We start from the raw sequence: 24777 nt of genomic DNA, 5'->3' as shown, positions 1-24777 counted from the left end.
GACCTGTTTCACGTGAAACAGCCCGGTGGGGCAGGAGACGTTGAAGTTTCCTGCCCCACCGGGCTGTTGACGCCGCAAGTTGTTGATGCCGCCACGCGGACAGACCTAGGGCTGCTCGTCGCGCTTGGCGGACTCTTCCTCGGCCTCCTTCGCCCGGACCTCGGGGTCGAGCGTGGACCCGCGGCTGCCGTCCACCGACGTCAGCGTGCCGGACTCCCGGACATCGGTCGCGGGCGGCGGCTCCACCAGCCAGTCCGGGTTGGCCTGCTTGTCCCACCACTTCCAGGCGGCGAAGGCACCGCCGGCGACGGCACCCAGGACGAAGACCACCTTCGCGGCACGGCCGGCCTTCGCACGCCGCCGCTGCTTGCGGACCAGCTTCTGGATCTGCTGGGCCGAGACCTGACCGCGCAGGGCAGCCAGCACCGCCGCACTGCGCGCCGCCGCCTCGTCCTTCGCCGGGCCGGCGGCGGCCCTGGCCTGCTCGATCCTCGGCCGGGAGTAGTCCGCCGCCTGCTGGGCGGCCTTGCGGGTCCGGGCGGCGGCCTCATGAGCGGCCAGGTCGACCTTCGGCGGCACGTGGGCGCGGGCCTGCTCCACGTACGGCTGGACATGGGCGCCGTACTGGACGAGGGCATGCCCTGCGGCCTGCGACACCTTGGGAGCCAGCAGGACGCGCGCCTCCTGCGCGTACTGCGCGGCCTTCACCTTGGCCGTGCCGGCGTAGGGCGCCACCACTTCCGCGGCGTGCAGCACGCTGTCCTTCGCCGAATCAGTCGCAGTGCGCACGCTTTCGATGCGGGTCACGGTTCCTCCTCCTCGGTGGCGTACGTTTTTCGACTGTCCACCCTTTTACGGATCATGCCTCCCGCTTCACCGCTGGGCATGTGCGGGCGGGCATACGGGTACCGATGGCGTTGACCGAGCGCAAGAGCGAATGAATACGGGGAACGCCGGCTAGTCGTCGACAATGCCACGGATCGTTGCCGAGTGCCCCCGTCGAGGCGGCACTCACCCGGTTTCCGCAAGCTGTTCGGCTCTGTTGCCCCCTGTGAACGGGCGTCGGGCGACTGTGCGCTCCGTCCGTGCGAGGATCAGGGCGTTACGGAAAGACAACGGAAGGCACACCGTGGCTGACCAGCTCTACGCCACCCTGAAGACCAACAACGGCGACATCGAGGTCCGGCTCTTCGCGAACCAGGCGCCGATCACCGTCAAGAACTTCGTCGAGCTCGCCAAGGGCGAGCGGGAGTGGACGCACCCGGAGACCGGGGCGAAGTCCACGGCCAAGCTCTACGACGGCACGGTCTTCCACCGGGTGATCAGTGGCTTCATGATTCAGGGCGGGGACCCGCTGGGCAACGGCACCGGCGGTCCCGGCTACCAGTTCGAGGACGAGTTCCACCCGGACCTGCGCTTCGACAAGCCCTACCTGCTGGCGATGGCCAACGCCGGTCCGGGCACCAACGGCTCGCAGTTCTTCATCACCGTCTCTCCGACGGCGTGGCTGAACCGCAAGCACACCATCTTCGGCGAGGTCACCGACGCCGCGAGCCAGAAGGTGATCGACACCATCGCGGCCGCGCAGACCAACCCGCGCACCGACCGTCCGCTCAATGACGTCGTCATCGAGTCGGTCGAGATCCGCGAGGGCTGAGGACGGTCCCGAGGGCTGAGGACGGCCCTGTCCCCGAGGAATGCGCAAGCCCTCCAGAGGGAACCAAACGCCCCGCTCATCCGTAAGGATGGGCGGGGCGGGGCTTTTTCCACACGACCTAGGGGACCCCATGGACGACCAGGCTGCCGGCAGCCCGCAGGACGCCCACGGCGTCCTCCTCTGCTACCGCCACCCGGACCGTGAGACCGGCATCCGCTGCGCCCGCTGCGAGCGCCCGATCTGCCCCGAGTGCATGATCAGCGCCTCGGTCGGGTTCCAGTGCCCCGAATGTGTCCGCGGCAGCTCGGGAATCGGCCACGCGCCCACGGCCTCCATGCCCCGCACGATCGCGGGCGGCACCATCGCCGCGGATCCCCGGCTGGTCACCAAGATCCTTCTCGGGATCAATGTCGCGGTGTTCGTCGCGGTGCACGTCTGGTCGTCGCTGCTGGACCATCTCGTGCTGATCGGGGTCTGGCCCCCGGTGCCCTTCAATCCCACCGAGGGTGTCGCCGAGGGCGAGTGGTACCGCCTGGTCACCTCGATGTTCACCCACGAGGCGATCTGGCACATCGCCTTCAACATGCTCAGTCTGTGGTGGCTCGGCGGCCCGCTCGAGCAGGCCCTCGGCCGGGTCCGCTATCTCGCGCTCTACCTGATCTCGGGTCTGGCGGGCAGCGCGCTGACCTATCTGCTGGCCTCGGGGTCCACGGCCTCGCTCGGCGCCTCCGGCGCCATCTTCGGGCTGTTCGGCGCGACCGCGGTCCTGGTACGCCGGCTCAACTACGACATGCGGCCGATCATCGCACTGCTGGTGATCAACTTGATCTTCACCTTCGGCTGGAGCAACATCGCCTGGCAGGCTCATATCGGAGGACTCGTCGCCGGTGTCGTGATCGGGTACGCCATGGTCCATGCCCCGCGTGAGCGGCGGTCGCTGATCCAGTACGGGACCTGTGCACTGGTTCTCGCCGCGGTCGTGCTGGTGACCCTGGTGAGGACGGTCCAGCTCGTCTGAGTGCGGGTTGTCCACAGCATGTGGCGGATCTTGTGCACACAGTGCGGGAACATCTGTGCCCGATGTCACTGACCGCTGTTTGCCCAGGCCAGAGGCGCGCGAACGGGTATTCGGTTACCGGTGCTTCTGTCGTACCGGCGTCAACGTTCGAGGGGTTATCCACAGATCGTGGTTTCTTTTCCCCACGCTGTGGAAACGCCTGTGGATAACTCGGTGGATAGTCCTGCCCAGAGCTGGCGACAGCCCTGCCCGGAGCTGTCGGGCAGCTCCGGGCAGGGCCTGGTCCAGCCGGCAGTGAGCGCTGCCGCGCGCTACTTCCACTGCGTGGAGACGCCGAATCCGGCGGCGATGAAGCCGAAGCCCACCACGATGTTCCAGTTGCCCAGGGCATCGATGGGCAGCTTGCCGTCGGTGACGTAGAACACGACGATCCAGGCCAGGCCGATCAGGAACAGGGTCAGCATCACCGGCGCGACCCAGGCACGGCTGGTCAGCTTGAGGGCGGTCGTCTGCTTCGCCGTCGGCGGCGTGTAGTCGGCCTTCTTGCGGATACGTGACTTCGGCACGAGGGTCTCTCCTGTCGATGCGCTGCGTGGCCGCGCAGGGAACTTGGTCGGGCTCGGGGCGGTTGGAAGGGGACTCCGAGCGCTCCCCCGGGCGTCCGTTAGCGTAGTCCTTCCGTGGCGCCGAAGGAGATAAGGGTACGTTGAGCAATTCTGCCGACTCCCCCGGGAGGGAATCCAGCCCTGCCCGCCGACGGCGTTTCCGGCCCGTCCGGATCCTCACCGCGGGTGTCTTCGCTCTCGCGGGTCTGCTCTTCTTCACCAGCTTCAACACGGCGAAGGGGACCAACATCCGCACGGACGATTCCCTGCTGAAGCTGTCCGACCTCATTCATGAGCGCAGCCACAGGAACGGTGAGCTGGAGGAGTCCAACGGGGCCCTGCGCGGGGACGTCGAGTCCCTCGCCGAGCGCGACGCCGGCAGGAGTGCGGCGGAGGACGACGAGCTCGCCGGCCTGGAGCGCCGGGCGGGCACGCAGGAGCTCGAGGGTGAGGCCGTCACGGTCACGCTCGACGACGCTCCGCCGGACGCCACCGCCAAGCTTCCCGGATATCCCGAGCCGGAGCCCGACTACCTGGTCATCCACCAGCAGGACCTCCAGGCCGTGGTGAACGCGATGTGGCAGGGCGGTGCCGAGGGCATCAAGGTCATGGACCAGCGGCTGATCTCCACCAGCGCGGTGCGCTGCGTGGGCAACACCCTGATCCTCCAGGGCCGCGTCTACTCGCCGCCGTACAAGATCACGGCGGTCGGTGATCCGGAGAAGCTGAAGAACGCGCTCGCGGCCTCCCCCTCGATCCAGAACTACATGGTGTACGTCAACGTCTACGGGCTCGGCTGGAAGGTCGAGGACGACGGCCCGGTGACTCTGCCCGGCTACTCGGGCACGGTGGACCTGCAGTACGCGAAGCCCGTGGAGTAGAGCCCACGGGGCGGGTTCCGGACCGGGGTCAGGGCCGACCAGGTCATGGACGGCCGGATCGCCCTCCTCGAGGCCCGGCGGACGGGTGGGAGCGCTCTGCCGACCGCCACTCCCACGCCGACCGCCACGTGCTCGTCCGCGCCCACCGCGGGTTCCGGTGCCGGCGCCGCCCCTGCCGACCTCCCGAAGAAACCGAAGCCGTATGGCGCGGGGAAGCTCTTCGCGATCACGCACATCCCACGTCTTGGTTTCACGTGGAACAAGCCCGTGCTCGAGGGCGCGGAGACCGGCACTCCGAGGAAACGGTGCCGACGGACATCGAGGTGATCGGCCCTGTGCCACGTACTTCCGGGTACACGCGTCCGGGCCGCTGTCTGACGCCGACGGCGTGCGAACCGGAATGGGGGCACAGTCACCGGCTGATCGTCCGGGCGCATCCGCCTCCACACAGCCTGTGGAGGCCGGGAAACCGGAGGCGTCGCGCCGTTAGTCTGGTGACGTACGGCGTGGGTCTGGTGCCGTGGTGCGACGGAAGGGACGGCATGTACAGCTGGATCTGGCGGCATCTGCCGGGGAACGGATGGGTGCGGGCACTCATCTCGCTCGTGCTGATCATCGCTGTGGTCTATGGCCTCTTCCAGTATGTCTTCCCCTGGGCCGAGCCGCTGCTGCCCTTCAACGATGTGACGGTGGACAACCAGTGAGCACGCGCATTCTCGTGGTCGACAACTACGACAGCTTCGTCTTCAACCTGGTCCAGTACCTGTACCAACTGGGCGCCGAGTGCGAGGTCCTGCGCAACGACGAGGTGTCGACGGCGCACGCGCAGGACGGTTTCGACGGCGTTCTGCTGTCCCCGGGACCCGGCACTCCCGAACAGGCCGGGGTCTGCGTGGACATGGTGCGGCACTGCGCGTCGACCGGGGTGCCCGTTTTCGGTGTCTGCCTCGGCATGCAGTCCATGCAGGTGGCCTACGGCGGTGTCGTGGACCGTGCCCCCGAGTTGCTGCACGGGAAAACCTCGCCGGTCGAGCACGAGGGCAAGGGTGTGTTCGCGGGTCTGCCGTCGCCGTTCACGGCGACGCGCTACCACTCGCTGGCCGCCGAGCCGGCCACCGTGCCGAAGGAGCTGGACGTGACGGCCCGGACGCCGGACGGCATCGTGATGGGTCTGCGCCACCGTGAACTGCCTGTCGAGGGTGTGCAGTTCCACCCCGAGTCGGTGCTCACCGAGCACGGCCACCGGATGCTGGCCAACTGGCTGGTGGAGTGCGGGGACACGGGAGCGGTGGCGAGATCGGCGGGGCTCGCCCCGGTGGTGGGCAGGTCGCCGGCGTGACCGCGCTGCGCCCCGAGCGCGAGTCCGGTGCCGGGCGCGGGGAGTCCTTCACGGGCGGCTCCTCGTACGGCACCGGCGGCGAGCAGGGGACCTCGTACGGGCAGCAGCTGCCGCCGTACGGGGCACCCGGCACACTCGGGGGCGGCGACTGGTACGACACCACACGGCAGGGCGCCTACCCCTACGGCGGCCCGGGTTCGGCCGGCAGCGGCGCGGCCGGGGCCGGGGACAGCACCGCGTACCTGCCGCCCGTCGACGAGGACGCGTACCTGCCGCCCGTCGATGAGGAGACGATGGCGCTGCGGATCCCTGATCCGCAGCCGCAGCGCAGGGAGTCCCCGGCGGCTGCCGGGGGCCGGGCGGATCGCAGGAAGGCCGCCAAGAGGCGTCAAGGGCGCCGTGGTGGGGCGAACAGCCCCTCCGAGGTCCGTGATGCCCCGCCGGGCCGCAGCGGGCCCCAGGCGCCGCTCTCGCGCGTGGAGGCGCGGCGGCGGGCCCGGGAGCGCAAGGCCAGTCCCGCCGTCGTCGCGAGCCGGGGGATCGGCGAGGTGTTCATCACCTGCGGTGTGCTGATGCTGCTGTTCGTCACCTACCAGTTGTGGTGGACGAACGTGCGCGCGCAGGCGCAGGCCGGCCGGGAGGCCAGTGACCTCCAGAGCGACTGGGCCAACGGCGAGCGCAAGCCGGGAGCGTTCGAGCCGGGGCAGGGTTTCGCGCTGCTGCACATCCCGCGGCTGGACGTGGTGGTGCCGATCGCCGAGGGCATCGACAGCAAGAAGGTGCTCGACCGGGGCATGGTGGGTCACTACGCGGAGGGTGCCCTGAAGACGGCGATGCCGGACGACAAGGAGGGCAACTTCGGGGTCGCGGGGCACCGCAACACGCACGGGGAGCCGTTCCGGTACATCAACCGGCTGGAGCCGGGCGACCCGATCGTCGTGGAGACGCAGGACACGTACTTCGTCTACAAGATGGCGTCGATCCTGCCGGTGACACCGCCGAGCAACGTGAGCGTCCTCGAACCGGTTCCGAAGGAGTCGGGCTTCACCGGGCCGGGCCGCTACATCACGCTGACCACCTGCACGCCGGAGTTCACCAGCAAGTACCGCATGATCGTGTGGGGCAAGATGGACGAGGAACGGCCGCGCAGCAAGGGCAAGCCGGATGCGCTCGTCAGTTAAGGGCAGAGGAAACGTGGCAGTGACCGCCGACGACACCGAAGAGCACACCGCCATGCCCGCGTCGTCGTCTCCGGCCCGCCGCCGTATGGGGCCGGGCGCGATGCTGGTCGGCGCCCTCGGGGAACTCCTCATCACCGCGGGTCTGGTGCTCGGCCTGTTCGTCGTCTATTCGTTGTGGTGGACGAACGTGCTCGCCGACCGGGAGGCGGGCAAACAGGCGGACAAGGTGCGCGACAACTGGGCCCAGGGGCCCGGAGGCAGCGGCACCGGTGACGGTCCCGCCTCCTACGACAGCAAGAACGGCATCGGCTTCCTGCACGTGCCCGCGATGGGCAACGACATTTTGATCGAGAAGGGCACCACGATGAAGGTGCTCAACGACGGCGTCGCCGGCTACTACACCGACCCCGTGAAGGCGACCCTGCCGACGTCCGGCAAGAAGGGCAACTTCTCGCTGGCCGCGCACCGGGACGGCCACGGGGCCAAGTTCCACGACATCCACAAGATCAAGGACGGCGACCCGATCGTCTTCGAGACGAAGGACACCTGGTACGTCTACAAGACCTACGCGGTCCTTCCCGAGACCTCGAAGTACAACGTGGACGTCCTTGCCAAGGTCCCCGAGGAGTCCGGCCGCAAGAAGGCAGGCCACTACATCACCCTGACGACCTGCACGCCGGTGTACACCAGTAAGTACCGCTACGTCGTCTGGGGCGAACTGGTCCGCACGGAGAAGGTCGACGAGGACCGGACGCCGCCGGAGGAACTGCGCTGAGACGGACGAGGTTCCGAGAGGGCCTCGGTCCCCTGACATGGCGGAGGCCCGAAGCCGCACCTTGCTCTTGCGGCTTCGGGCCTCTGCGATTCGCCGTTACCGCAGCGCCTTGAGACGCACTCCGGCGGTCCAGGCTTCCACTTCCTCCCGATTGACCGTGACGACTCCGGTCAGGTCGGCGATCGCCTGCGATGTGTGGCTGAAGTCGCAGGTGGCGACGAAGAGCACGAGGTCCACACGGTTGATGGCCCGCACTGCGCCCGCGAACTTCTGCAGGTCGGCACTGGGCACCGTCCAGCGGCCGGACCGGTTCTCTCTCGCACTGGACGGCCACGGTCCGCCCGTCCGCGATGCGGCCGGTGATGTCGATGCCCCGGTCGCTGCGGGCTGCCGTACGACGACGCCGGTGCAGCCGTCGCGTCGCAGCAGATCGGCGACATGCTGTTCGAACGCCTGCCAGGTCATCGTCTTGAGCGTCGGCCCGACGTTCTCCGCGGGGGCCGCTCCTTCCAGGGTGGCGAGGCGTTTGTGGTGCCGGCACAGCCTGCGTTCGACGTTCTCGACGTTCTCGACGTTCTCGATGTCCTCGCGGAGTTCGAAGGGCTCGCGGCGGTGTTCGCCGCACGTGGCGATCAGGGCGTTGAACATCGGCACGACCGGCCTGCCGAGGATGTGGGTGATGCGTTGGCCGATGCGGTGCTCGAGGCTGACGGGCTCTGTCGGGGCCGGGTTGTCCACAGGCTGTGTGCGGGCCAGGTACTCCATGCCCAGGAGATACACACGCACCTCACGTGCGACTTCGCTGTCCCGGAGGAGCTTGGCGACGTCGAGGACGGCGCGGCGGGACCAGATGGCGAGGGCCGAGCGCGGCTGTGCATGGCCATAGGAACTCAGGTTGAGTTCCTTGAAATTCCGCAGTTCTGAGCCACGCAGGACTCACATCCCGTTGGACTGAAGTTCGTGGCGGTGGCGGCTGAGCAGGTTGTTGACGACTGTCCCGGCCACCTCGAAGTACGCCGCCACCATCGCCGTCGTCACATGCATTCCGTCCGGCAGCAATGACAGGGCCTTGACCCGGTCGAGAACGTCCGTGCGTTCCAGGACGCCGCTGCGCGGCGTCCTGGATTCCAGTGGTACCGATTTCTTGAACACCCTCTGCCCCTTGTGTCGGCGTGGCCGGAGCAGAACTCGGATGCCCCACCCCACCCGATCAACGAGCGGTGGCACGCGAAGGCGCGAGCGAAGCGGGGACGCGTGTTCGGAGCGGGTCGATGAAGGAGCCCCGGCCTCCTCCGAAGAGGGCGCCGGGGCTCCGTCGTGTCGCGGGGTGCCGGAGGGGGGTCAGTCGTCCTCGTTGCCGCCGGTGAGACCGCCGAAGAAGCCGCCGCCGTTGTTGCCGCCGTTGTTGCCCCCGTTGTTGCCGCCCTGGTCCGCGGCGACCAGGCTGACCGCCGTTCCCTTGTCGACCTCGGTGCCCTGCGGCGGGTTGGAGGTGACGACGCGGGCGTTGGGATCCTGCGAGCCGGCGATGTCACCGACCGCCAGTCCGGCCTCCTGGAGCATCTTCTGGGCGTCCTTCAGGGTCTGGCCGTTGATGTTCGGGACAGCGACCTTCTCGTTCGCCTTGGCCTTGCCGACGACGATCTGTACCTGGGAGTTCTTGTCGACCTGCTGGTTGGCGCCCGGCGTGGTCGAGATGACCTTGCCGACCTGGTTCGGGTCGTCGACCTCCTGCTCGGTGCAGGTGCCCACCAGGTCGTTGGCGGTCATCTGCGCCTTGGCCTGGTCGCACGACTGCTGGAGGACGTCCGGGACCGTCGACCTGGCCACCGCCTTGGCGACGGTCAGGGTGACGGTGGTGCCCTTCTCGACCTCCTCGCCGAGCCCCGGGTCCTGCTCGAGGACGGTGCCCGCTGTCTCCGAGGACTCCTTCTCCTCCGTCTCGACGACGAAGGCGTACTTGTCGCCCTCCAGCTCCGCCGTGGCGTCGTCGACGTTGTCGCCGACGACGCTCGGTACCGCCACCTTGGGCGCCCCGGTGGACACCACCAGGTTGACGGTGGACTCCTTCTTGACGTCCGTGCCCGCCACGGGATCCTGGCTGCAGATGTTGCCCTTGGCCTGGTCCTCGCAGGGCTCCTCGGTGAACGCGAGGACCAGGTCGGTGTTGGTGGCCTGTTTCTCGGCGGCTGCCTTGGTCGTGCCGACGAAGTTCGGGACCGCGACGTTGTCGTTGCCCACGCCCCCGTTGCCGGAGAAGGCCCAGCGGCCGATGAGGATGGCGCCGATCAGGACCAGGACGCCCGCCGCGACCAGCAGGATCGTCGAGGTGTTGTTCTTCTTCTGCTGGCGGCGCCGGTCGGGGCGGTCGTCGTAGCCGTAGCCGCCGTCGTCCGGGTTCATGGGCGGCAGCATCGACGTCGCGGCGCCGGAGTCCGAGCGCAGGGCCGTCGTCGGCTGGTTGTCGGGGTAGCCGCCGTAGCCGGCCGCGCCCATCGTGGCGGCGGCGACGACGGGCCGGCCGTCGAGGTAGGCCTCGATGTCGGCGCGCATCTCGTCGGCCGACTGGTAGCGGTAGTCGGGGTCCTTGACGAGCGCCTTCAGCGTGATCGCGTCTATCTCGGGCGTGACCTCGGGGTCGAAGACGCTCGGCGCCTGCGGTTCCTCCCGGACGTGCTGGTAGGCGACCGCGACCGGGGAGTCACCGACGAACGGCGGGCGGACGGTCAGGAGTTCGTACAGCAGACAGCCGGTGGAGTACAGGTCGGAGCGGGCGTCGACCTGTTCGCCCTTGGCCTGCTCCGGCGAGAGGTACTGCGCGGTGCCGATGACCGCCGAGGTCTGTGTCATCGTCATGCCGGAGTCGCCCATGGCGCGGGCGATGCCGAAGTCCATGACCTTGACCTGGCCGTTGCGCGTCAGCATGACGTTCGCGGGCTTGATGTCGCGGTGGACGATGCCGGCCCGGTGCGAGTACTCCAGGGCCTGGAGGATGCCGATGGTCATCTCCAGTGTCCGCTCCGGCAGCAGCTTGCGGCCGCTGTGCAGGAGTTCACGGAGCGTGGAGCCGTCGACGTACTCCATGACGATGTACGGGATGGAGACCCCGTCGATGTAGTCCTCGCCCGTGTCGTAGACCGCGACGATCGCGGGATGGTTGAGCGAGGCGGCCGACTGGGCCTCCCGGCGGAACCGGGCCTGGAAGGACGGGTCGCGCGCGAGGTCGGCGCGGAGCGTCTTCACTGCAACGGTGCGGCCGAGACGGGTGTCATGGGCGAGGTAGACCTCTGCCATGCCTCCGCGGCCGAGCACCTGGCCCAGTTCGTACCGGCCGCCGAGGCGACGCGGCTCTTCCATAGCTACCTACCAGCCCTCTCCGTCGGTCCCGGCCGGCACGTTCGTGCGGCCGGAGGCTGCCGTCCGGGCCTACCGTACCCGGCTCGCTTTGTGTGACCTGGCCAAGTACCGCAGCCGATACAGGACCGGTACCGCTACGTGCACCTATGGGCAGCGGACGTGATCGGGGTCACTGCTTGCCCTTGAGGACCGCCTCCATCACGCTCTTCGCGATCGGAGCCGCGAGGCCACCGCCGGAGATGTCGCCACGTACGGCGTTGTCGTCCTCGATGATCACGGCGACGGCCACCGGTGAGCTGCCGTCCTCGCCCTTGGCGTAGGAGATGAACCACGCGTAGGGGTTCTCGCTGTTGTCCACACCGTGCTGGGCGGTACCCGTCTTGCCGCCGACGGCGACGCCGTCGATCTGCGCGTTGGAGCCGGTGCCCTCGGAGACGACGGTCTCCATCATCGACTGGAGGACCTGGGCGTTCTCCGCGGACATCGGCTTGCTCAGTTCCTCCGGATCCGTCTTCTCGATGGTGTCGAGGCTCGGAGCCTGGAGTTCGTCGACCATGTACGGCTGCATCAGGGTGCCGTTGTTGGCGATGGCGGCGGTGACCATGGCCATCTGCAGCGGGGTGGCGGCGGTGTTGAACTGGCCGATGGAGGAGAGCGCGGTCTGCGACTCGTTCATGTCGTCGGAGAAGATCGAGGCGCTGGAGCGGACCGGGGTGAACTGCTCCTCGGTGAAGCCGAACTTCTTGGCGTACTCGAGCATCGTGTCGTTGCCGAGGTCCGAGCCGATCTTGCCGAAGACGGTGTTGCAGGAGACGCGGAGTGCTTCGCGCAGGGTGGCGTCCTTGCAGGGGAGGTCGCCGTCGTTCGGCAGTTCGGTCGTGGTGCCCGGCATGACCCACGGCAGGGGCGTGTCGGTCTTCTCGTCCGCGCTCTCGTACAGGCCCTCCTCCAGGGCGGCGGCCGCGGTGAGGACCTTGAAGGTGGAGCCGGGCGGGTAGACCTCGCGCAGGGCCCGGTTCAGCATCGGGTCGTCGTCGTTGTCCTTCTTCTGCAGCTTCTGCCACGCCTCGGCGTCCGCGGCGTCGTCGCCGGCGATCGTGGACGGGTCGTAGGAGGGGAAGGAGGCGAGCGCGAGGACCTTGCCGGTGGAGGGTTCGAGGGCGACGACCGAGCCCTTGCCGCCCTGCTTCTTCAGACCGTCGTAGGCGGCCTTCTGCGCGTCGGCGTTGAGGGTGGTGACGACGTTGCCGCCCTCCTTGTTCTTGCCCGTCAGCATGTCGAGCGTGTTGCGGAAGAACAGACGGTCGTCGTTGCCGGTGAGGATGCCGTCCTCGATGGACTCCAGCTGGTTGGCGCCGAAGGCCTGGGAGACGAAGCCGGTGACCGGCGCCCACATGGCGCCGTCCTTGTAGGTGCGCTTGTACTTGAAGTCGCCCTTGGTGGTGGCGTGTCCGGTGATCGGTTCACCGCCGACGATGATGTCGCCGCGCGGTGACGCGTACCGCTCGATGGCGACCCGGCGGTTGTGCTCGTCGGTCCTCAGCTCGTCGGCCTGGACGTACTGGAGCCAGTTGTCGCGGATGAGGAGCGTGAGGATGAGGAGGCCGCAGAAGATCGCGATTCGGCGCAGAGGCTTGTTCACGGGCGGACCACCTGGGTCATCTCGGCGTCGGAGTTGGCGGCGGGGGCAGGGGCGGGGCGTCTGGCCGTGTCGCTGATTCTCAGCAGGATGCCGATGAGCGCCCAGTTGGCGATGACGGAGGAACCGCCGTACGCCAGGAAGGGCATCGTCATACCGGTCAGCGGGATCAGGCCCATGACGCCGCCGGCGACGACGAAGACCTGGAGCGCGAAGGCGCCGGACAGGCCGATGGCGAGCAGCTTGCCGAAGGGGTCGCGGGCGGCGAGGGCGGTACGCACGCCGCGTTCCACGATCAGTGCGTAGAGCAGGAGCAGGGCCATGACGCCGGCCAGGCCGAGTTCCTCGCCGAAGGTGGCGAGAATGAAGTCGGAGTTGGCGGCGAACCGGATGAGGTCGGAGTGGCCCTGGCCCCAGCCGGTGCCGAGGGTGCCGCCGGAACCGAAGGCCCACAGGGCCTGCATGGCCTGTTCGGAGTGGCCGACGACGCCTTCCCGGCTGAGGGTGTACTCCTTCATCGGGTCGAGCCAGGCGTCGACGCGCTGCTGGATGTGGGGTTCGAAGCTGGCGACGCCGACGGCGCCGACGGCGGACATCAGCAGGCCGAAGACGATCCAGCTGGTGCGTTCGGTGGCGACGTACAGCATGATCACGAACATGCCGAAGAACAGCAGCGAGGTGCCGAGGTCGGTTTCGAAGACGAGGATGAGGATCGAGATCGCCCAGACGACGAGGATCGGGCCGAGGTCGCGTCCGCGCGGCAGGTACAGCCCCATGAAGCGGCGGCTGGCCAGGGCGAGTGCGTCGCGCTTCACCATGAGGTAGCCGGCGAAGAAGATCGCCAGGACGATCTTGGCGAACTCACCGGGCTGGATGGAGAAGCTGCCGACCTTGATCCAGATCTTGGCGCCGTAGATGTTCTGGCCGAGGCCGGGCACCAGCGGCAGCAGCAGGAGGACCAGCGCGCCGAGCATCGAGATGTAGGTGTAGCGCTGCAGGACGCGGTGGTCCTTGAGGAAGACCAGCACGGCGACGAACAGGCCGATGCCCATGGCGGTGTAGAGCAGCTGCCGGGGTGCGGCGGCGCCCGCCTGCTTGATTCCCTGCAGCAGTTCGGACTGGTCGAGCCGCCAGATGGCGACGAGTCCGAGCCCGTTGAGCAGGGTGGCCAGCGGCAGCATCAGCGGGTCCGCGTACGGTGCGAACTTCCGTACGACGAGGTGGCCGATGCCGGCCATCAGGCCGAGGCCCAGGCCGTAGCTCAGCAGGCCGGCCGGGATCTCGTCGTTGAGGGCCAGCCCGACGTTGGCGTAGGCGAAGACCGGGATGACGACGGCGAAGACGAGCAGCGCGAGCTCGGTGTTGCGCCGGCTCGGCGCCCCGATCGCACCGATCGTGGACGTGTGCTGCGCCGATGGGTTGGTAGTACTGCTCATCGTGTGACAGGGCCTCTCACGGCTTGCCTACTGCTTACCGCACAGCGAGACGACCTTCTGCTCCTCCTCCGAGAGGCTGGGGCCGGGGCTGGGAGTAGGTGCGGACGGGGGCGTGGACTTCTGCGGTGCCTCGGTCGATCCCGAGGGGGTCGGCGTCGGCGAGGCCTTGGACGTGAAGGAGGCGGGTGTGGTTCCCGTGGTGCCTCCGGCCTCGCCCTCGCCTGTCTTCGCGCTGTTCTTGCTGTCGGCGGCGCGGCGCTCGGCTTCCTTCCTGCACGCGGAGGCCTGTACCGCGAGTTCGTCGATCTTCGTCCGGGCGCCGTGCAGGTCGCCCTCGGCGATGGTCGCCTCGACCAGCTCCCGCTGGTAGGGCGGCAGGTACTTGAGTTCGATCTCGGGGTGGTCCTTCTCGACCTTCGAGAGCGAGACCCAGGCCAGGTCCTGGCTGATGCCCTGGTAGAGCGCGATGTGTTCGCCGTTGGTGCCGACGTAGTACTGGGTCTGCGTCCAGCGCCAGCCGCTGTACACGCCGCCGCCGATGACGGCGAGGGTGAGCAGGCCGAAGAAGGAGCGTTTGAGCCACCGGCGGCTCTTGCGGGGCTTGACGAAGTCGTTCTCGTCGTAGCCGAAGCCGTCGGTCTGGATGAAGCCGGTGACGTCACCGCTGCCGGGCGGGCCGAACTCGCCGTCGCCGCCCCCGCCGCCCTGGCCGCGCCTGCGGCCGAGTCCGGCGGCGCGGCCGGCCGGGGTCTGCATGGCGCTGTTGTCGCTGGACTGGTTCTGGTTCTCGGCGACGGCGCCGACCACGACCGGGGTGTCGGACAGCTGCCCGGCCAGGGTGTCGCCGGTGTCGAGGTCGAGGACGTCGGCGATGATCACGGTGATGTTGTCCGGGCCGCCGCCGCGCAGTGCCAGCTCGATCAGGGTCTGGACGGTGTCCTCGGGGCCCTGGTAGCCGGCGAGGGCCTCCTCCATGGTCTGGTGGGAGACCACGCCGGACAGGCCGTCGGAGCAGATCAGGTACCGGTCGCCCGCCCGGACCTCACGGATCGACAGGTCGGGTTCGACGTGCTCGCCGCTGCCGAGGGCCCGCATGAGCAGGGAGCGCTGCGGGTGGGTGGTCGCCTCTTCCTCGGTGATCCGGCCCTCGTCCACCAGTCGCTGCACCCAGGTGTGGTCCTGGGTGATCTGGGTGAGGACGCCGTCACGCAGCAGGTAGGCCCTGGAGTCGCCGACGTGGACCATGCCGAGGCGCTGGCCGGTCCACAGCAGCGCGGTCAGGGTGGTGCCCATGCCCTCGAGCTGGGGGTCCTCCTCGACCATCATGCGCAGCTGGTCGTTTGCGCGCTGTACGGCGGAGCCGAGGGAGGTGAGCAGGTCGGAGCCGGGTACGTCGTCGTCGAGCGAGACGATGGTGGAGATGGCCTCGGAGGAGGCGACCTCGCCGGCCGCGGCGCCGCCCATGCCGTCGGCGATGGCGAGCAGGCGGGGACCGGCGTAACCGGAGTCCTCGTTGCCCTCGCGGATCATCCCCTTGTGCGATCCGGCGGCGAAGCGCAGGGACAGACTCATGCGCACCTCGCCCGTCGGCTCCGGGTACAGCCGGTCGTGTCGAGCCACACTGCCCACCCTCCGGTCGGGAGCGCGCCGGGGCCCGGGGTGGGGGCCCCCACTGCGTGCTCGCTCCGCTCGCTCATTGTCGTACTACTTCCGCAGCTCGATGACGGTCTTGCCGATGCGGATCGGCGAACCCGGCCCGATCGGTGTGGGGGTCGTCAGCCTGGACCGGTCCAGATAGGTGCCGTTCGTGGAACCCAGGTCCTCGACGATCCACTGGCCGTCGCGGTCCGGGTAGATCCGGGCATGGCGGCTGGAGGCGTAGTCGTCGTCCAGCACGATCGTGCTGTCGTGCGCCCGGCCCAGCGTGATGGTCTGGCCCTGGAGCGCGACGGTGGTGCCCGTGAGGGTGCCCTCGGTCACGACCAGCTTGGTGGGGGCGTTGCGGCCGCGGCGGCCGCCCCCGGACTGCTGGCGCTGCGGCGGCGATGCCTGCCGGGCGCTCTGTTGCGGCCGGGCGGCCTCCCGGCGTGCTCCACGCTGGGTGACCCGCGTGCCGAACAGGTCACTACGGATGACCTGCACGGCCACGATCACGAACAGCCACAGAACGGCCAGAAAACCCAGCCGCATGACCGTGAGGGTCAGCTCTGACATTGCCCCCGCTTCACCCTTCGGCTTGCCGGTAAATGATGGTGGTGCTGCCCACGACGATTCGCGAGCCGTCGCGGAGCGTAGCGCGGGTGGTGTGCTGCCCGTCCACCACGATGCCGTTGGTGGATCCGAGATCCTGGATCGTCGAGGGCGTTCCGGTCCGGATCTCGCAGTGCCGACGGGAGACGCCGGGATCGTCGATCCGCACGTCGGCCTCGGTGCTGCGGCCCAGTACGAGCGTCGCGTTGGAGATCTGGTGGCGGTTGCCGTTGATCTCGATCCAGTGTCGGATGCGTCCGGCGGACGCGGGTGCGGCGGGGGGCCGCTGGCCGCCCGCGGGCTGCGGGTAGCCGTAGCCGCCGGGCCGGCCACCGGGCGGCGGCGCGGCCGGCATGGGCGGGGCGTCGGCCGCGGGACCGGCGGGCGGGTAGCCGTAGCCGCCGGGGCCGCCCGTGCCGGGTCCGCCCGTGCCGGGTCCGGCGGGGCCGGGGCCCATGGGGCCCGCCTGGCTGCTGGAGGAGGCGAGCGTACGGCTGCGCACCCGGTACAGACCGGTGTCGAGGTCGTCCGCCTTCTCCAGGTGCACCTTGATGGGGCCCATGAAGGTGTAGCGCTGCTGCTTGGCGTAGTCGCGCACCATGCCGGCGAGTTCGTCTCCGAGCTGCCCGGAGTACGGGCTGAGCCGCTCGAAGTCGGGGGTGCTCAGCTCGACGATGAAGTCGTTGGGGACGACGGTGCGGTCGCGGTTCCAGATGGTCGCGTTGTTGTCGCACTCCCGCTGGAGCGCTCCCGCGATCTCCACGGGCTGCACCTCGGACTTGAACACCTTGGCAAAGGTGCCGTTGACCAGGCCTTCGAGTCGCTGCTCGAACTTCTTCAGGACTCCCATGGGGCACCTCCTCCGGCGTTGCCGTCCTGTGTACTGCCCTGTCTTCCACTGCTGCTTCTGCTGCTACTGCGTCTACTGCCCGGTGCGCTGCCGCGTGCACCGCACAACTGGTACTGCTTACTGATCGTATCCACGCCCTGGTCGATCGGCTGGTTCCCCCTGCCCGCCCGGCCGACGGGTGTCGACGCCTGGCGGAGTTCCTCCGGGGCTCCCCTCCGAACTCCTTCGGCCGTGCTCGTGCGGGTCCCCGCCATGGATCGTAGAGGGGGCCGTGGACCAGTGTCCCGCACCTGGCTGTGGGACTCCGCCCGGTACCTGGGGAGACGGGGGGTACCGGTACGAGGTTGATACGTGAAGCGGTTCTCATCGTTCTCGTGGGTGGGTGGGAGCGATACGGGTCGACAGGGGACGGGGCGATGTGGCGGCGACCTTGATCATGCGTGACTGCTCGGGGGCGGTCGGGGGGTGCTTCGGGGGCGGCCGGTGCGCGGCCTGAGGACTGCTCGTGGGCTGCTCATGGGCTGCTCATGGGCAGCGGTGCTGCTCAGCGCGGGTGAGTGCCGGGGCGGGGGAAAGGGATGTGAATCCACCCCGACCAGCGTGCTAATGTTCAGGAGTCGAAAGGCGCCGAACCCAGCGGGGAAGGGCCTGATGACACACCCAATGCGCGGGTGGCGGAATAGGCAGACGCGCTGGATTCAGGTTCCAGTGCCCGAAAGGGCGTGGGGGTTCAACTCCCCCCTCGCGCACACCGTCGAACGGGCGGCATCCATCTCGGATGCCGCCCGTTCGCATGTCCGGGCCAGGTACGGCGGGGCGGGAACGGGCCCGGACCGTGTGAGGAACATCTCATGATCCTTTCGGGCGCGCGGTGACCGGAGGCGCAGGTTCCGGTACGTTCCGCAGTCGGAATGGGGAGTACGGCGCGGCTGGGGTTCGAAGGCGTGGCTGAGCGACGTCGCGGCCTGTGGGGCGATGTCGAATGTTTGTCGCGAGAGTCAAACCGACGGGTCGGTTTTGCCTCGTGGGTGCGGACTCAGGGGTGGGGTGGGCACGGCGGCCGTGGCGGTGGCCGGTCAGGGGGTGGTGACGAACGACCGGTACCAGGGGGCTGCGTGCGGGAAGGTGCGGAGGAAGGGCTCGCCCGGGGAGCAGTCCAGGGCGTCCCAGAAGGTGTCGTCCTTGAACCAGTGGTCGACGGTGAGCATGCCGAGGTGATGCAGGGCGCGCGGGGAGCCGGCGGCCCGTGCGTAGGCGGTCGTGACGTCGACCGCGGCTTTCCCGGCCGGCTGTTCCACGTGCGAGCGGACGGCTGTGAGCAGCTCCGACGTGGAGACCGGGTCCGGGTGGTTGACGTAGTGGACGCCGGGACCGTGAGCCTGGGAGAGCGCCGCCGCGACGACCGCGCGGCCCAGGGTGTCGACGTCGATCATCGAATGCAGAGCCCCGCAGCCCGCCACGGTGGCCGACACCTCCCGTAGCAGTCCCACCAGGCCGGGGACCATCCAGCGGTCGCCGGTGCCGTGCACCAGGTGGGGCCGCAGCACCAGGCCGCCCGCGTCGAGGACGTGCCGCTCGGCCGCGGCACGCGTGCGGCTCGTGGCGGAGGCGGGGGCGACGGGAGCCTCGCCGGGCCGTACGCCCCGGAAGGGGCCCCTGCCGTGGACGGCGGCGGTGCTCACGTACACGATGCGGCGCACACCACTGCGTACCGCCTCCTCCACCAGGGCCCTCGTGCCCCGGTCGTTGACCGCCGCGACGGATTCCGGGTCGCCGGTGATGCGCGAGGCGCAGTGGACGAGGACGTCGACGCCGGCGCAACTGCCCTGCAGGGAGGCGGGGTCGGCGAGGTCGCCGGGGACGGTTCCGGCGGGCGGTGGTGCGCCCGGGGAGGTGTGCGCCGCCTGCGGAGCCTCGGGCGGCCGCGGGTTCCCGGCGGATGTGCGGCGGGAAAGCAACCGGACGCGGGTGTCGGCGCGTTGGCGCGCTGCGGCGGTGATCCGGCTGCCGATGAAGCCGGTGCCGCCCGTGATCAGGAGGTTCACCGTCACGCCGGCGACCGTACCGGGGCCGGGCCCGGGGGCGGTCCCGGGCTCCGGCGGCGGGGTGCGCAGGCGAGGGTGACGGTGAAGACGGGTTCGCCGTTCTGCAGGCCGCGGACCCGTACGGTCACGTCGTTCCCGTTCCCGTTCCCGTTGCCCTTGTCGTAGACCTCGGTTTCGAGGAGGCAGGGGCTGTCCAGTTCGGTGTAGCGGCTGAAGGAGGAGGCCAGGTCGGACGGCAGGAAGACGCGTCCGCCGGTTGCCGCTGTCGCCGCCTGGCGGGCCGCCTCGAACAGAACCATGCCGGGGACGTGGTCGTTGGGCCGGGCGAAGAGCACGGGGTGACCGGTGTCGACGCGCAGGAGCCAGGTGCCGGGACGGTCCGAGCGGGCGAGAACGACGTCCTCCGCGCGGTGGCGGCCGACCAGTTCGTGAGGGACGGGGGGTAAGGGAGGTATCGCGTTGTACAGGCCGGCCGGTTGCCCGGCTCGCAGGCGGCGGTACGCGGCCGGCGAGGTGCAGCCCATGCTGCCGGTGCCCCGGGCGACGAGCCGCCCCGCCCGGTGGAACTCCATGACCGTCCGCATGCTGCTCAGGCCGCGGCCCCGGCGGCGTACCTCGGAGCAGACGACGTCGACGGTGACCGGTTCCGCGGCGTTTGCGAGCAGCAGTTCGGAGGGGGCGGTGGAGATGCCCAGGTCCCACATGACGAAGTGGGTGTCGAGGGGAGCGCCGAATTCGGCGTGGGCGAGAGCCATCGTCGTCTGGCGCAGTGTCTCGGCGACGATCATCGGGTCCTGGTGGAGGTCGTCCACGGGGCCGAAGAAGGAGTGGTCGGCGGGCCAGTGCGCGGTGACGCGGAAGTCGCGATCGGACAGGCGGACCCATTCCGTCGGGAAGACGTCCGTCGCGCGGGTGCGGTGAGCGAGTTCCGCGGTGACCCGGGTGACGGTGTCGGCACTGGCACCGGCGCTCTGTCCAGCGGTGGTTGCGGGCGCGCTCCGCTGTCCGGTCTGATCCTCCGTGGGCGTGCTGGTGGCACCTGGCTGCGGCATGAGGAACCCTCCGGATAGAAGGCCTGGCTCCGGTCGACTTCGCACTAAGATACGGACGAGCCGGTTTTTTTCAAGGGTGATCCACACCGTTGGGGACGAGCCCGCGGCCCGCCCACGCGTTCGAACGCATCGCGGTACGGCGGTAGGGCGACCGCACCGCTCCCGCCTGGCTACTTCACGGCGATCCACGAGATCAACAGAGATCCACAGAGATCAGGAGGCACCCGATGGCGCGACAGGAGCGCGCGATCCGCACCCGGCGGACCATTCTGGACGCGGCCGCGGCCGTCTTCGACGAACGCGGTTACACCTCGGCGACCATCGGCGAGATCCTGGACCGGGCCGGGGTGACCAAGGGTGCGCTGTACTTCCACTTCGGCTCCAAGGAGGAGCTGGCGCTCGGTGTTTTCGAGGAGCAGCTGGCGGTCGCCCTGCCGCCCCAGTCCAGCAAGCTCCAGGAGCTCGTCGACTCCGGTCTGGTGCTGGCCCTGCGGCTGTGTACGGATCCGCTGGTGCGCGCCAGTGTCGGACTGGCCCTGGACCAGGGTGCGTTGGGACTGGACCGGACCCCGGCGTTCCGGATGTGGATCGACCGGACCACCCGGACCCTGGCCGAGGCGAAGGCGAAGGGCGAGCTGCTGCCGCACGTCGAGGTGACGGAGACGGCGGAACTGCTGGTCGCGAGCTTCTCGGGAGTGCAGCTCCTCTCACAGCTGCGCTGTCAGCGGCAGGATCTGGAGCACCGGGTCGTGGTGCTGTTCCAGCACATGCTGCCGGGCATCGCGGTGCCGGCGGTGCTGGCCCGGCTGGACATCTCGGCGGACCGCGGCCGGCGGGCCCTCGCGGAGGGACGACTGGAACCGGCCACGGGGAGTGTGGCCGGGGCGGGACCGGGATAACGGGCGGGCCCCGGGCAGGCACCGTGTCCCAGGTGGTGGCAGGGGTGCGGGTGGGTGACGGTGTTGTCCACAGCCTCGGAGTTGTCCACAGGACCTGACGCGTTTCGGCCACCGGGTTGTACGGTCGGCACGGTTGATGTCATGGCCTGCGCCGCTGTCCGTGTCGGCATCGAGGCGGGCCGACGGTCGAATCGTCGTTCGCGTGCGACCGGCCGACGCGTGTGTACGGGCGTACGTGTGGGCGTACGGGGAGGCGGTTGTGATGACCGAGGCGGGTGCCGGCGGGGCCGGGACGGGCGGGGCGGCGGAGCGGACGGAGCCGGAGCTCACTGCCGGTGAGGTGCGGCGGCTGCCGCGTGTACCGGGCTTCGCGGCGTGGCCGCCCGAGGGCTCGGCCAGGGAGGACGGCAAGGCCCTGCGCCGGCTGGTGCCGCGCGGTGCGCATCGCGCCCTCGACCTGGATCCCTCGCGCCCGGACGCGGTCAGCGCGGTCGAGGAGTCCAGCCGTGGCCGGCTGCCCGAGCTGACGCCGATGCGGGTGGGGCGGATGGCGGCGGCACCGTTCGCCTTCCTGCGCGGATCGGCGGGCCTGATGGGCCACGACCTGGCCCGCACCCCCATGACACGGATCCGCGCCCAGCTCTGCGGCGACGCGCACGCGGCTAACTTCGGCCTGTACGGCGACGCGCGCGGTGGGCTGGTCATCGATCTGAACGACTTCGACGAGACGGTGTGGGGCCCCTGGGAGTGGGACCTCAAGCGGCTCGCCACCTCGCTGGTGCTCGCGGGACGGGAGGTCGGCGCGGACGAGGACACCTGCCGCAAGGCCGCCCGTGACACGGTGGGCTCCTACCGTCGCACGATGCGGCTGCTGGCGAAGATGCCGGTGCTGGACGCGTGGAACGCCATCGCCGACGAGGAACTGGTCTCCCACACCGACGCGCACGATCTGCTCGGCACGCTGGAGCGGGTCTACGCGAAGGCCCGTGCCAACACCAGCGGCCGTTTCGCGGCCAAGTCCACCGAGGCGACGGAGGACGGCGGGCGTCGCTTCGTCGACGCCCCGCCGGTGCTGCGCCGTGTGCCCGACGCCGAGGCCCTCGCGGTGGCCACCTCCCTGGAGCAGTACGTCGGCACCCTCCAGCCCGACCGGCTTCCGCTGCTGGCCCGGCACGCGGTGCAGGACGTGGCGTTCCGCGTCGTCGGCACGGGCAGCGTGGGCACCCGCTCGTACGTCGTGCTGCTCCTCGACCACCGGGGCGAGCCCCTCGTCCTCCAGGTGAAGGAGGCCCGCGCCTCGGCGCTGGTGCCGCACCTGCTGACAGCCGGCTTCGACGTCCCCGACGCCGACCACGAGGGGCGGCGCGTGGTCCTGGGCCAGAAGCGGATGCAGGTGGTCAGCGACAACCTGCTGGGCTGGACGACCGTCGACGGGCGGCCCTTCCAGGTACGGCAGTTCCGCAACCGCAAGGGCAGCGTCGACCCGATGGCCCTGTCCGCCGACCAGGTCGACGACTACGCCCGGATGACCGGCGCCCTCCTGGCCCGCGCCCACTCCCACAGCGCCGACCCCCGCCTGATCTCGGGCTACTGCGGCAAGAACGACGAACTCGACGAGGCGATGGGCGACTTCGCCTTCCGCTACGCCGACCGCACGGAGGCGGACCACGCGGCCCTGGTGGCCGCGGTCCGGTCGGGCCGGATCGCGGCCGAAATGGGGGTCTGAGCACTGCTTCACCCTCTTCGGCGGCCTCCCGGTGGCTGATCCGTTGTGGGACGACGTCACGTGCTTCCTCGTCCCGGATCTGATGGAGGCGCTGCCGGAGCTGTGTGTTCCTGATGCCTCGGCGCAGGACCGGCAGGCGGTTCTCGATCCCGTCGTCGCGCGTGGCTGGGAGTGAGGGCACTCCGAAGGCGGGACGGTGCTGCCGGTTCCGCGGGCGGAGGCTGTGCTGCCCCGTCCGGCTGACGCGGAGCGCCCGGTCCTGTGGGTGTGGCCGGCTGCCGATGCGCCGGCGGTTCCGCTTCTGGTCGGCGGATGCGACCGACTTCGGCGTGGATCTGCGAGAGCTCCAAGGGCAGGAGCGCCTCGACGTCTTCTGCGGATTCCTGCGGGCGCTCGGGCGGCGGCTGGGCAAGCCGGTGGACATGGACGCCGAGGGTGGTGACGGCAGCCGTCCGGTGCCGGGGTACGGCGTCGGGGCCGATCGGGCGAGGGTGTGGGCGGAGCCGGTGGAGCCATGACCTCGGTCGGTCGGGGCGGAGAGGGCGGCCGGTTGCCGGGAGGCAGGGCGAGTGGGGGCAGGAGGCAGGGTGGCGGAATTAGGGGGTGGCGGCCGTGGCCTACGCTGTCCGGGTGACGACCTCGGAGGGTGAGCAGGGCAGCGGCGGAGCCGGTGCGGAGCAGGCGGCGGCCGACGGTGGTGCGCAGCGGCCCGAGGCGCGGCTGGAGCAGGCCGTGCGGGCCGCGGAGCGGGCGCTGATCGAGTTCGAGATCGCGGTGGACACCTTCCGCATCGAGGTCGAGAACTTCTCCCGGCTGCACGAGCAGCGGCTCGGCCCCGTGTACGCCCGTCTCGAGGAGCTGGACGCCCGCATCCTGGAGGCCAAGGCCGCCCGCAGCGGTGATCCCGGGGACCGTCGGCTGGCCGACGACGCGCGCTCCCGGCTGCAGCCGATCCCCGGTGTGGAGGAACTGCTGGGCGGCTGGATGGACGGCAACGGCCTCTTTCCGGAGGCCGCCGCCATGCTCACCGACCAGCCCGTCCGGCCCCCGGAGCGGGTGCGGCCCAGCGAGGAGGCGCGCAAGCTCTACCGCGACCTCGCCCGCAAGGCCCACCCGGACCTGGCGCAGGAAGAGGCGGAACGCCACCGCCGCGAGGAGTTCATCACCCGCGTCAACGCCGCCTACGCCCGCGGCAGCGAGGCCGAGCTGCGGGAGCTCACCGCGGAATGGGCGGCGGGCCCGAAGCTGAAGGAGCAGGCCCCGAGCGCCGGCGAAGAGCTCTACGCCCGGCTCGAATGGCTCGCCCGGCGCAAGGAACTGCTCACCCTGGTCGCGAAGGAGCTCGAGGAGGGCGCCATCGGCTCGATGCTCCGGCTGGCCCCGGACGACCCGGACCGTTTCCTGGAGGAGATCGCCGAGCAGCTGCGGGCCCAGGTGGCCGAGCGCGAGGCGGAACTGGCGGCTCTGGAGGCCCTCGGGGGCTGAGCTGCCGGTCCCGGTGGGCGTGAGTCCCGGCCCGGGGTTTCCGGTAGCGTCGGGTACATGAGTTTTGCGACTGGGGTGCCCACGGTCGGGGTCTCGGACCTCAAGGACGGCGACTTCCTGCTGGATGTCCGCGAGAGCGACGAGTGGACGTCCGGTCATGCCGAAGGGGCGCTGCACATCCCGATCAGCGAGTTCGTCGCCCGTTACGGCGAGCTGACCGAGGCGGCTCCGCAGGACGGCCGGGTGCATGTGATCTGCCGTTCCGGCGGACGTTCGGCCCAGGTCACGATGTATCTGGTCCAGCAGGGCATCGACGCCGTGAACGTGGACGGCGGCATGCAGGTGTGGGAGTCCGAGGGACGCCCCGTCGTCACCGACGACGGCCGGCCCGGACACGTCCTGTAGTACCGGGGAGGGGCGGGCGGGCGCCGAAGGCCGCGGCATCGGGCCTCGGGTCCCGGCGGTCGTCGTCGGCAGGTCTTCCGGGGCCTCCTCGTGTGCCGACGCCGGGCCGAGCGGGCGCTCCACGCCCGGAGTCCCGCAGTCCCCTCTCCCCGGCGCCCCGGAGCCGAGCCGCCCGAA

Annotated in this window: 23 protein-coding genes, 1 tRNA gene and 2 pseudogenes; 14 read left to right on the top strand and 12 right to left on the bottom strand. The window is 69.9% G+C overall.

Translation table 11 applies throughout. The features are described from left to right. Positions 1-105: 105 nt before the first annotated feature. Positions 106-807, bottom strand: a complete 702-nt coding sequence (locus ACFWVE_RS13955; protein ID WP_384012668.1) for a DUF5324 family protein — start codon at positions 805-807, stop codon at positions 106-108. A gap of 322 nt (positions 808-1129) precedes the next feature. Between ACFWVE_RS13955 and ACFWVE_RS13950 the strand changes: the two genes are divergently transcribed. Continuing rightward, on the top strand, positions 1130-1657 hold the full coding sequence (locus tag ACFWVE_RS13950) for a peptidylprolyl isomerase (protein ID WP_055594763.1): 528 nt from the start codon (positions 1130-1132) through the stop codon (positions 1655-1657). A 130-nt stretch (positions 1658-1787) separates the two neighbouring features. Further along, positions 1788-2675: a rhomboid family intramembrane serine protease gene (locus ACFWVE_RS13945; RefSeq protein ID WP_384012664.1), complete on the top strand. Its 888-nt coding sequence runs from the start codon at positions 1788-1790 to the stop codon at positions 2673-2675. 311 nt (positions 2676-2986) lie between these two features. Here ACFWVE_RS13945 and crgA read toward each other — a convergent pair whose 3' ends face one another. After that, positions 2987-3241 carry a cell division protein CrgA gene (gene crgA / locus ACFWVE_RS13940; RefSeq protein WP_266071743.1) on the bottom strand — a complete coding sequence of 85 codons (255 nt, stop codon included), beginning with the start codon at positions 3239-3241 and terminating at the stop codon, positions 2987-2989. Between the two features lie 140 nt (positions 3242-3381). On the opposite strand from crgA, the gene ACFWVE_RS13935 reads away from it, so the two are divergent. The 6 genes and pseudogenes from ACFWVE_RS13935 to ACFWVE_RS13910 all read left to right on the top strand — a co-directional run bounded on the left by ACFWVE_RS13935 (position 3382) and on the right by ACFWVE_RS13910 (position 7456). Next, entirely contained in the window at positions 3382-4161 is a 780-nt protein-coding gene (locus ACFWVE_RS13935; RefSeq protein ID WP_384012662.1) for a DUF881 domain-containing protein, read from the top strand. A gap of 15 nt (positions 4162-4176) precedes the next feature. Further along, positions 4177-4651: pseudogene (locus ACFWVE_RS13930) on the top strand (class E sortase); the annotation flags it as partial. Between the two features lie 4 nt (positions 4652-4655). Beyond that, the gene (locus ACFWVE_RS13925; protein WP_384012659.1) at positions 4656-4865 is read left to right on the top strand and encodes a hypothetical protein; all 210 of its coding nucleotides are present in this window, start codon (positions 4656-4658) and stop codon (positions 4863-4865) included. Beyond that, complete coding sequence (locus ACFWVE_RS13920) at positions 4862-5500, top strand: aminodeoxychorismate/anthranilate synthase component II (protein WP_384012656.1); 639 nt, start codon at positions 4862-4864, stop codon at positions 5498-5500. The genes ACFWVE_RS13925 and ACFWVE_RS13920 overlap by 4 nt, the downstream gene beginning before the upstream one ends. Next, positions 5497-6681, top strand: a complete 1185-nt coding sequence (locus ACFWVE_RS13915; RefSeq protein WP_384012654.1) for a class E sortase — start codon at positions 5497-5499, stop codon at positions 6679-6681. Before ACFWVE_RS13920 ends, ACFWVE_RS13915 begins: the two co-directional genes overlap by 4 nt. Positions 6682-6694: 13 nt before the next feature. Beyond that, positions 6695-7456, top strand: coding sequence for a class E sortase (locus ACFWVE_RS13910; protein WP_384012651.1), 762 nt, complete (start codon positions 6695-6697; stop codon positions 7454-7456). 96 nt (positions 7457-7552) lie between these two features. On the opposite strand, the gene ACFWVE_RS13905 is transcribed toward ACFWVE_RS13910, so the two are convergent. From ACFWVE_RS13905 to ACFWVE_RS13870, 8 genes are all read right to left on the bottom strand, one after another. Continuing rightward, positions 7553-8242 (bottom strand): restriction endonuclease, encoded by a 690-nt coding sequence (locus tag ACFWVE_RS13905; RefSeq protein ID WP_384012648.1) that lies wholly within the window; start codon positions 8240-8242, stop codon positions 7553-7555. Between the two features lie 150 nt (positions 8243-8392). Next, entirely contained in the window at positions 8393-8608 is a 216-nt protein-coding gene (locus tag ACFWVE_RS13900; protein ID WP_384012646.1) for a hypothetical protein, read from the bottom strand. A gap of 189 nt (positions 8609-8797) precedes the next feature. Beyond that, on the bottom strand, positions 8798-10813 hold the full coding sequence (pknB, locus tag ACFWVE_RS13895) for a Stk1 family PASTA domain-containing Ser/Thr kinase (protein ID WP_384012643.1): 2016 nt from the start codon (positions 10811-10813) through the stop codon (positions 8798-8800). Between the two features lie 169 nt (positions 10814-10982). Next, on the bottom strand, positions 10983-12455 hold the full coding sequence (locus ACFWVE_RS13890) for a peptidoglycan D,D-transpeptidase FtsI family protein (RefSeq protein ID WP_384012639.1): 1473 nt from the start codon (positions 12453-12455) through the stop codon (positions 10983-10985). Next, positions 12452-13888 (bottom strand): FtsW/RodA/SpoVE family cell cycle protein, encoded by a 1437-nt coding sequence (locus ACFWVE_RS13885; protein WP_384012636.1) that lies wholly within the window; start codon positions 13886-13888, stop codon positions 12452-12454. The genes ACFWVE_RS13890 and ACFWVE_RS13885 overlap by 4 nt, the downstream gene beginning before the upstream one ends. 27 nt (positions 13889-13915) lie before the next feature. Further along, entirely contained in the window at positions 13916-15460 is a 1545-nt protein-coding gene (locus ACFWVE_RS13880) for a Stp1/IreP family PP2C-type Ser/Thr phosphatase (protein WP_384012677.1), read from the bottom strand. A 132-nt stretch (positions 15461-15592) separates the two neighbouring features. Further along, positions 15593-16102, bottom strand: coding sequence for an FHA domain-containing protein (locus tag ACFWVE_RS13875; RefSeq protein WP_384012633.1), 510 nt, complete (start codon positions 16100-16102; stop codon positions 15593-15595). 10 nt (positions 16103-16112) lie between these two features. Further along, the gene (locus ACFWVE_RS13870) at positions 16113-16988 is read right to left on the bottom strand and encodes an FhaA domain-containing protein (RefSeq protein ID WP_384012630.1); all 876 of its coding nucleotides are present in this window, start codon (positions 16986-16988) and stop codon (positions 16113-16115) included. Positions 16989-17653: 665 nt separating this feature from the next. On the opposite strand from ACFWVE_RS13870, the gene ACFWVE_RS13865 reads away from it, so the two are divergent. Continuing rightward, positions 17654-17737, top strand: a tRNA-Leu gene (locus tag ACFWVE_RS13865). A gap of 327 nt (positions 17738-18064) precedes the next feature. Here ACFWVE_RS13865 and ACFWVE_RS13860 read toward each other — a convergent pair. Further along, positions 18065-19039 carry an NAD-dependent epimerase/dehydratase family protein gene (locus tag ACFWVE_RS13860; RefSeq protein WP_384012627.1) on the bottom strand — a complete coding sequence of 325 codons (975 nt, stop codon included), beginning with the start codon at positions 19037-19039 and terminating at the stop codon, positions 18065-18067. After that, positions 19036-20085: a ScbA/BarX family gamma-butyrolactone biosynthesis protein gene (locus tag ACFWVE_RS13855; RefSeq protein ID WP_384012624.1), complete on the bottom strand. Its 1050-nt coding sequence runs from the start codon at positions 20083-20085 to the stop codon at positions 19036-19038. The genes ACFWVE_RS13860 and ACFWVE_RS13855 overlap by 4 nt, the downstream gene beginning before the upstream one ends. A 227-nt stretch (positions 20086-20312) precedes the next feature. Between ACFWVE_RS13855 and ACFWVE_RS13850 the strand changes: the two genes are divergently transcribed. The 5 genes and pseudogenes from ACFWVE_RS13850 to ACFWVE_RS13830 all read left to right on the top strand — a co-directional run bounded on the left by ACFWVE_RS13850 (position 20313) and on the right by ACFWVE_RS13830 (position 24600). Beyond that, positions 20313-20984 carry a ScbR family autoregulator-binding transcription factor gene (locus tag ACFWVE_RS13850; protein WP_384012621.1) on the top strand — a complete coding sequence of 224 codons (672 nt, stop codon included), beginning with the start codon at positions 20313-20315 and terminating at the stop codon, positions 20982-20984. 262 nt (positions 20985-21246) lie between these two features. Next, the gene (locus ACFWVE_RS13845; protein ID WP_384012618.1) at positions 21247-22710 is read left to right on the top strand and encodes a DUF2252 domain-containing protein; all 1464 of its coding nucleotides are present in this window, start codon (positions 21247-21249) and stop codon (positions 22708-22710) included. A 31-nt stretch (positions 22711-22741) separates the two neighbouring features. Continuing rightward, positions 22742-23228: pseudogene (locus ACFWVE_RS13840) on the top strand (hypothetical protein). Between the two features lie 112 nt (positions 23229-23340). Further along, positions 23341-24195, top strand: coding sequence for a hypothetical protein (locus ACFWVE_RS13835; protein ID WP_384012615.1), 855 nt, complete (start codon positions 23341-23343; stop codon positions 24193-24195). 75 nt (positions 24196-24270) lie between these two features. Then, entirely contained in the window at positions 24271-24600 is a 330-nt protein-coding gene (locus tag ACFWVE_RS13830) for a rhodanese-like domain-containing protein (protein WP_384012674.1), read from the top strand. The last annotated feature ends 177 nt before the right edge of the window (positions 24601-24777 follow it).

Source organism: Streptomyces sp. NPDC058632 (assembly GCF_042717095.1).
Taxonomy (GTDB): Bacteria; Actinomycetota; Actinomycetes; order Streptomycetales; family Streptomycetaceae; genus Streptomyces.
This window is presented reverse-complemented; position numbering and strand designations above follow the sequence as displayed.

Excerpts from the sequence above, each read along its gene's own strand:
- ACFWVE_RS13855 (WP_384012624.1), bottom strand. The coding sequence starts at position 20,085 with ATGCCGCAGCCAGGTGCCACCAGCACGCCCACGGAGGATCAGACCGGA.
- ACFWVE_RS13845 (WP_384012618.1), top strand. The coding sequence starts at position 21,247 with ATGACCGAGGCGGGTGCCGGCGGGGCCGGGACGGGCGGGGCGGCGGAG.
- ACFWVE_RS13870 (WP_384012630.1), bottom strand. The coding sequence starts at position 16,988 with ATGGGAGTCCTGAAGAAGTTCGAGCAGCGACTCGAAGGCCTGGTCAAC.
- ACFWVE_RS13880 (WP_384012677.1), bottom strand. The coding sequence starts at position 15,460 with ATGAGTCTGTCCCTGCGCTTCGCCGCCGGATCGCACAAGGGGATGATC.
- ACFWVE_RS13875 (WP_384012633.1), bottom strand. The coding sequence starts at position 16,102 with ATGTCAGAGCTGACCCTCACGGTCATGCGGCTGGGTTTTCTGGCCGTT.
- ACFWVE_RS13945 (WP_384012664.1), top strand. The coding sequence starts at position 1,788 with ATGGACGACCAGGCTGCCGGCAGCCCGCAGGACGCCCACGGCGTCCTC.
- pknB (WP_384012643.1), bottom strand. The coding sequence starts at position 10,813 with ATGGAAGAGCCGCGTCGCCTCGGCGGCCGGTACGAACTGGGCCAGGTG.
- ACFWVE_RS13850 (WP_384012621.1), top strand. The coding sequence starts at position 20,313 with ATGGCGCGACAGGAGCGCGCGATCCGCACCCGGCGGACCATTCTGGAC.
- ACFWVE_RS13885 (WP_384012636.1), bottom strand. The coding sequence starts at position 13,888 with ATGAGCAGTACTACCAACCCATCGGCGCAGCACACGTCCACGATCGGT.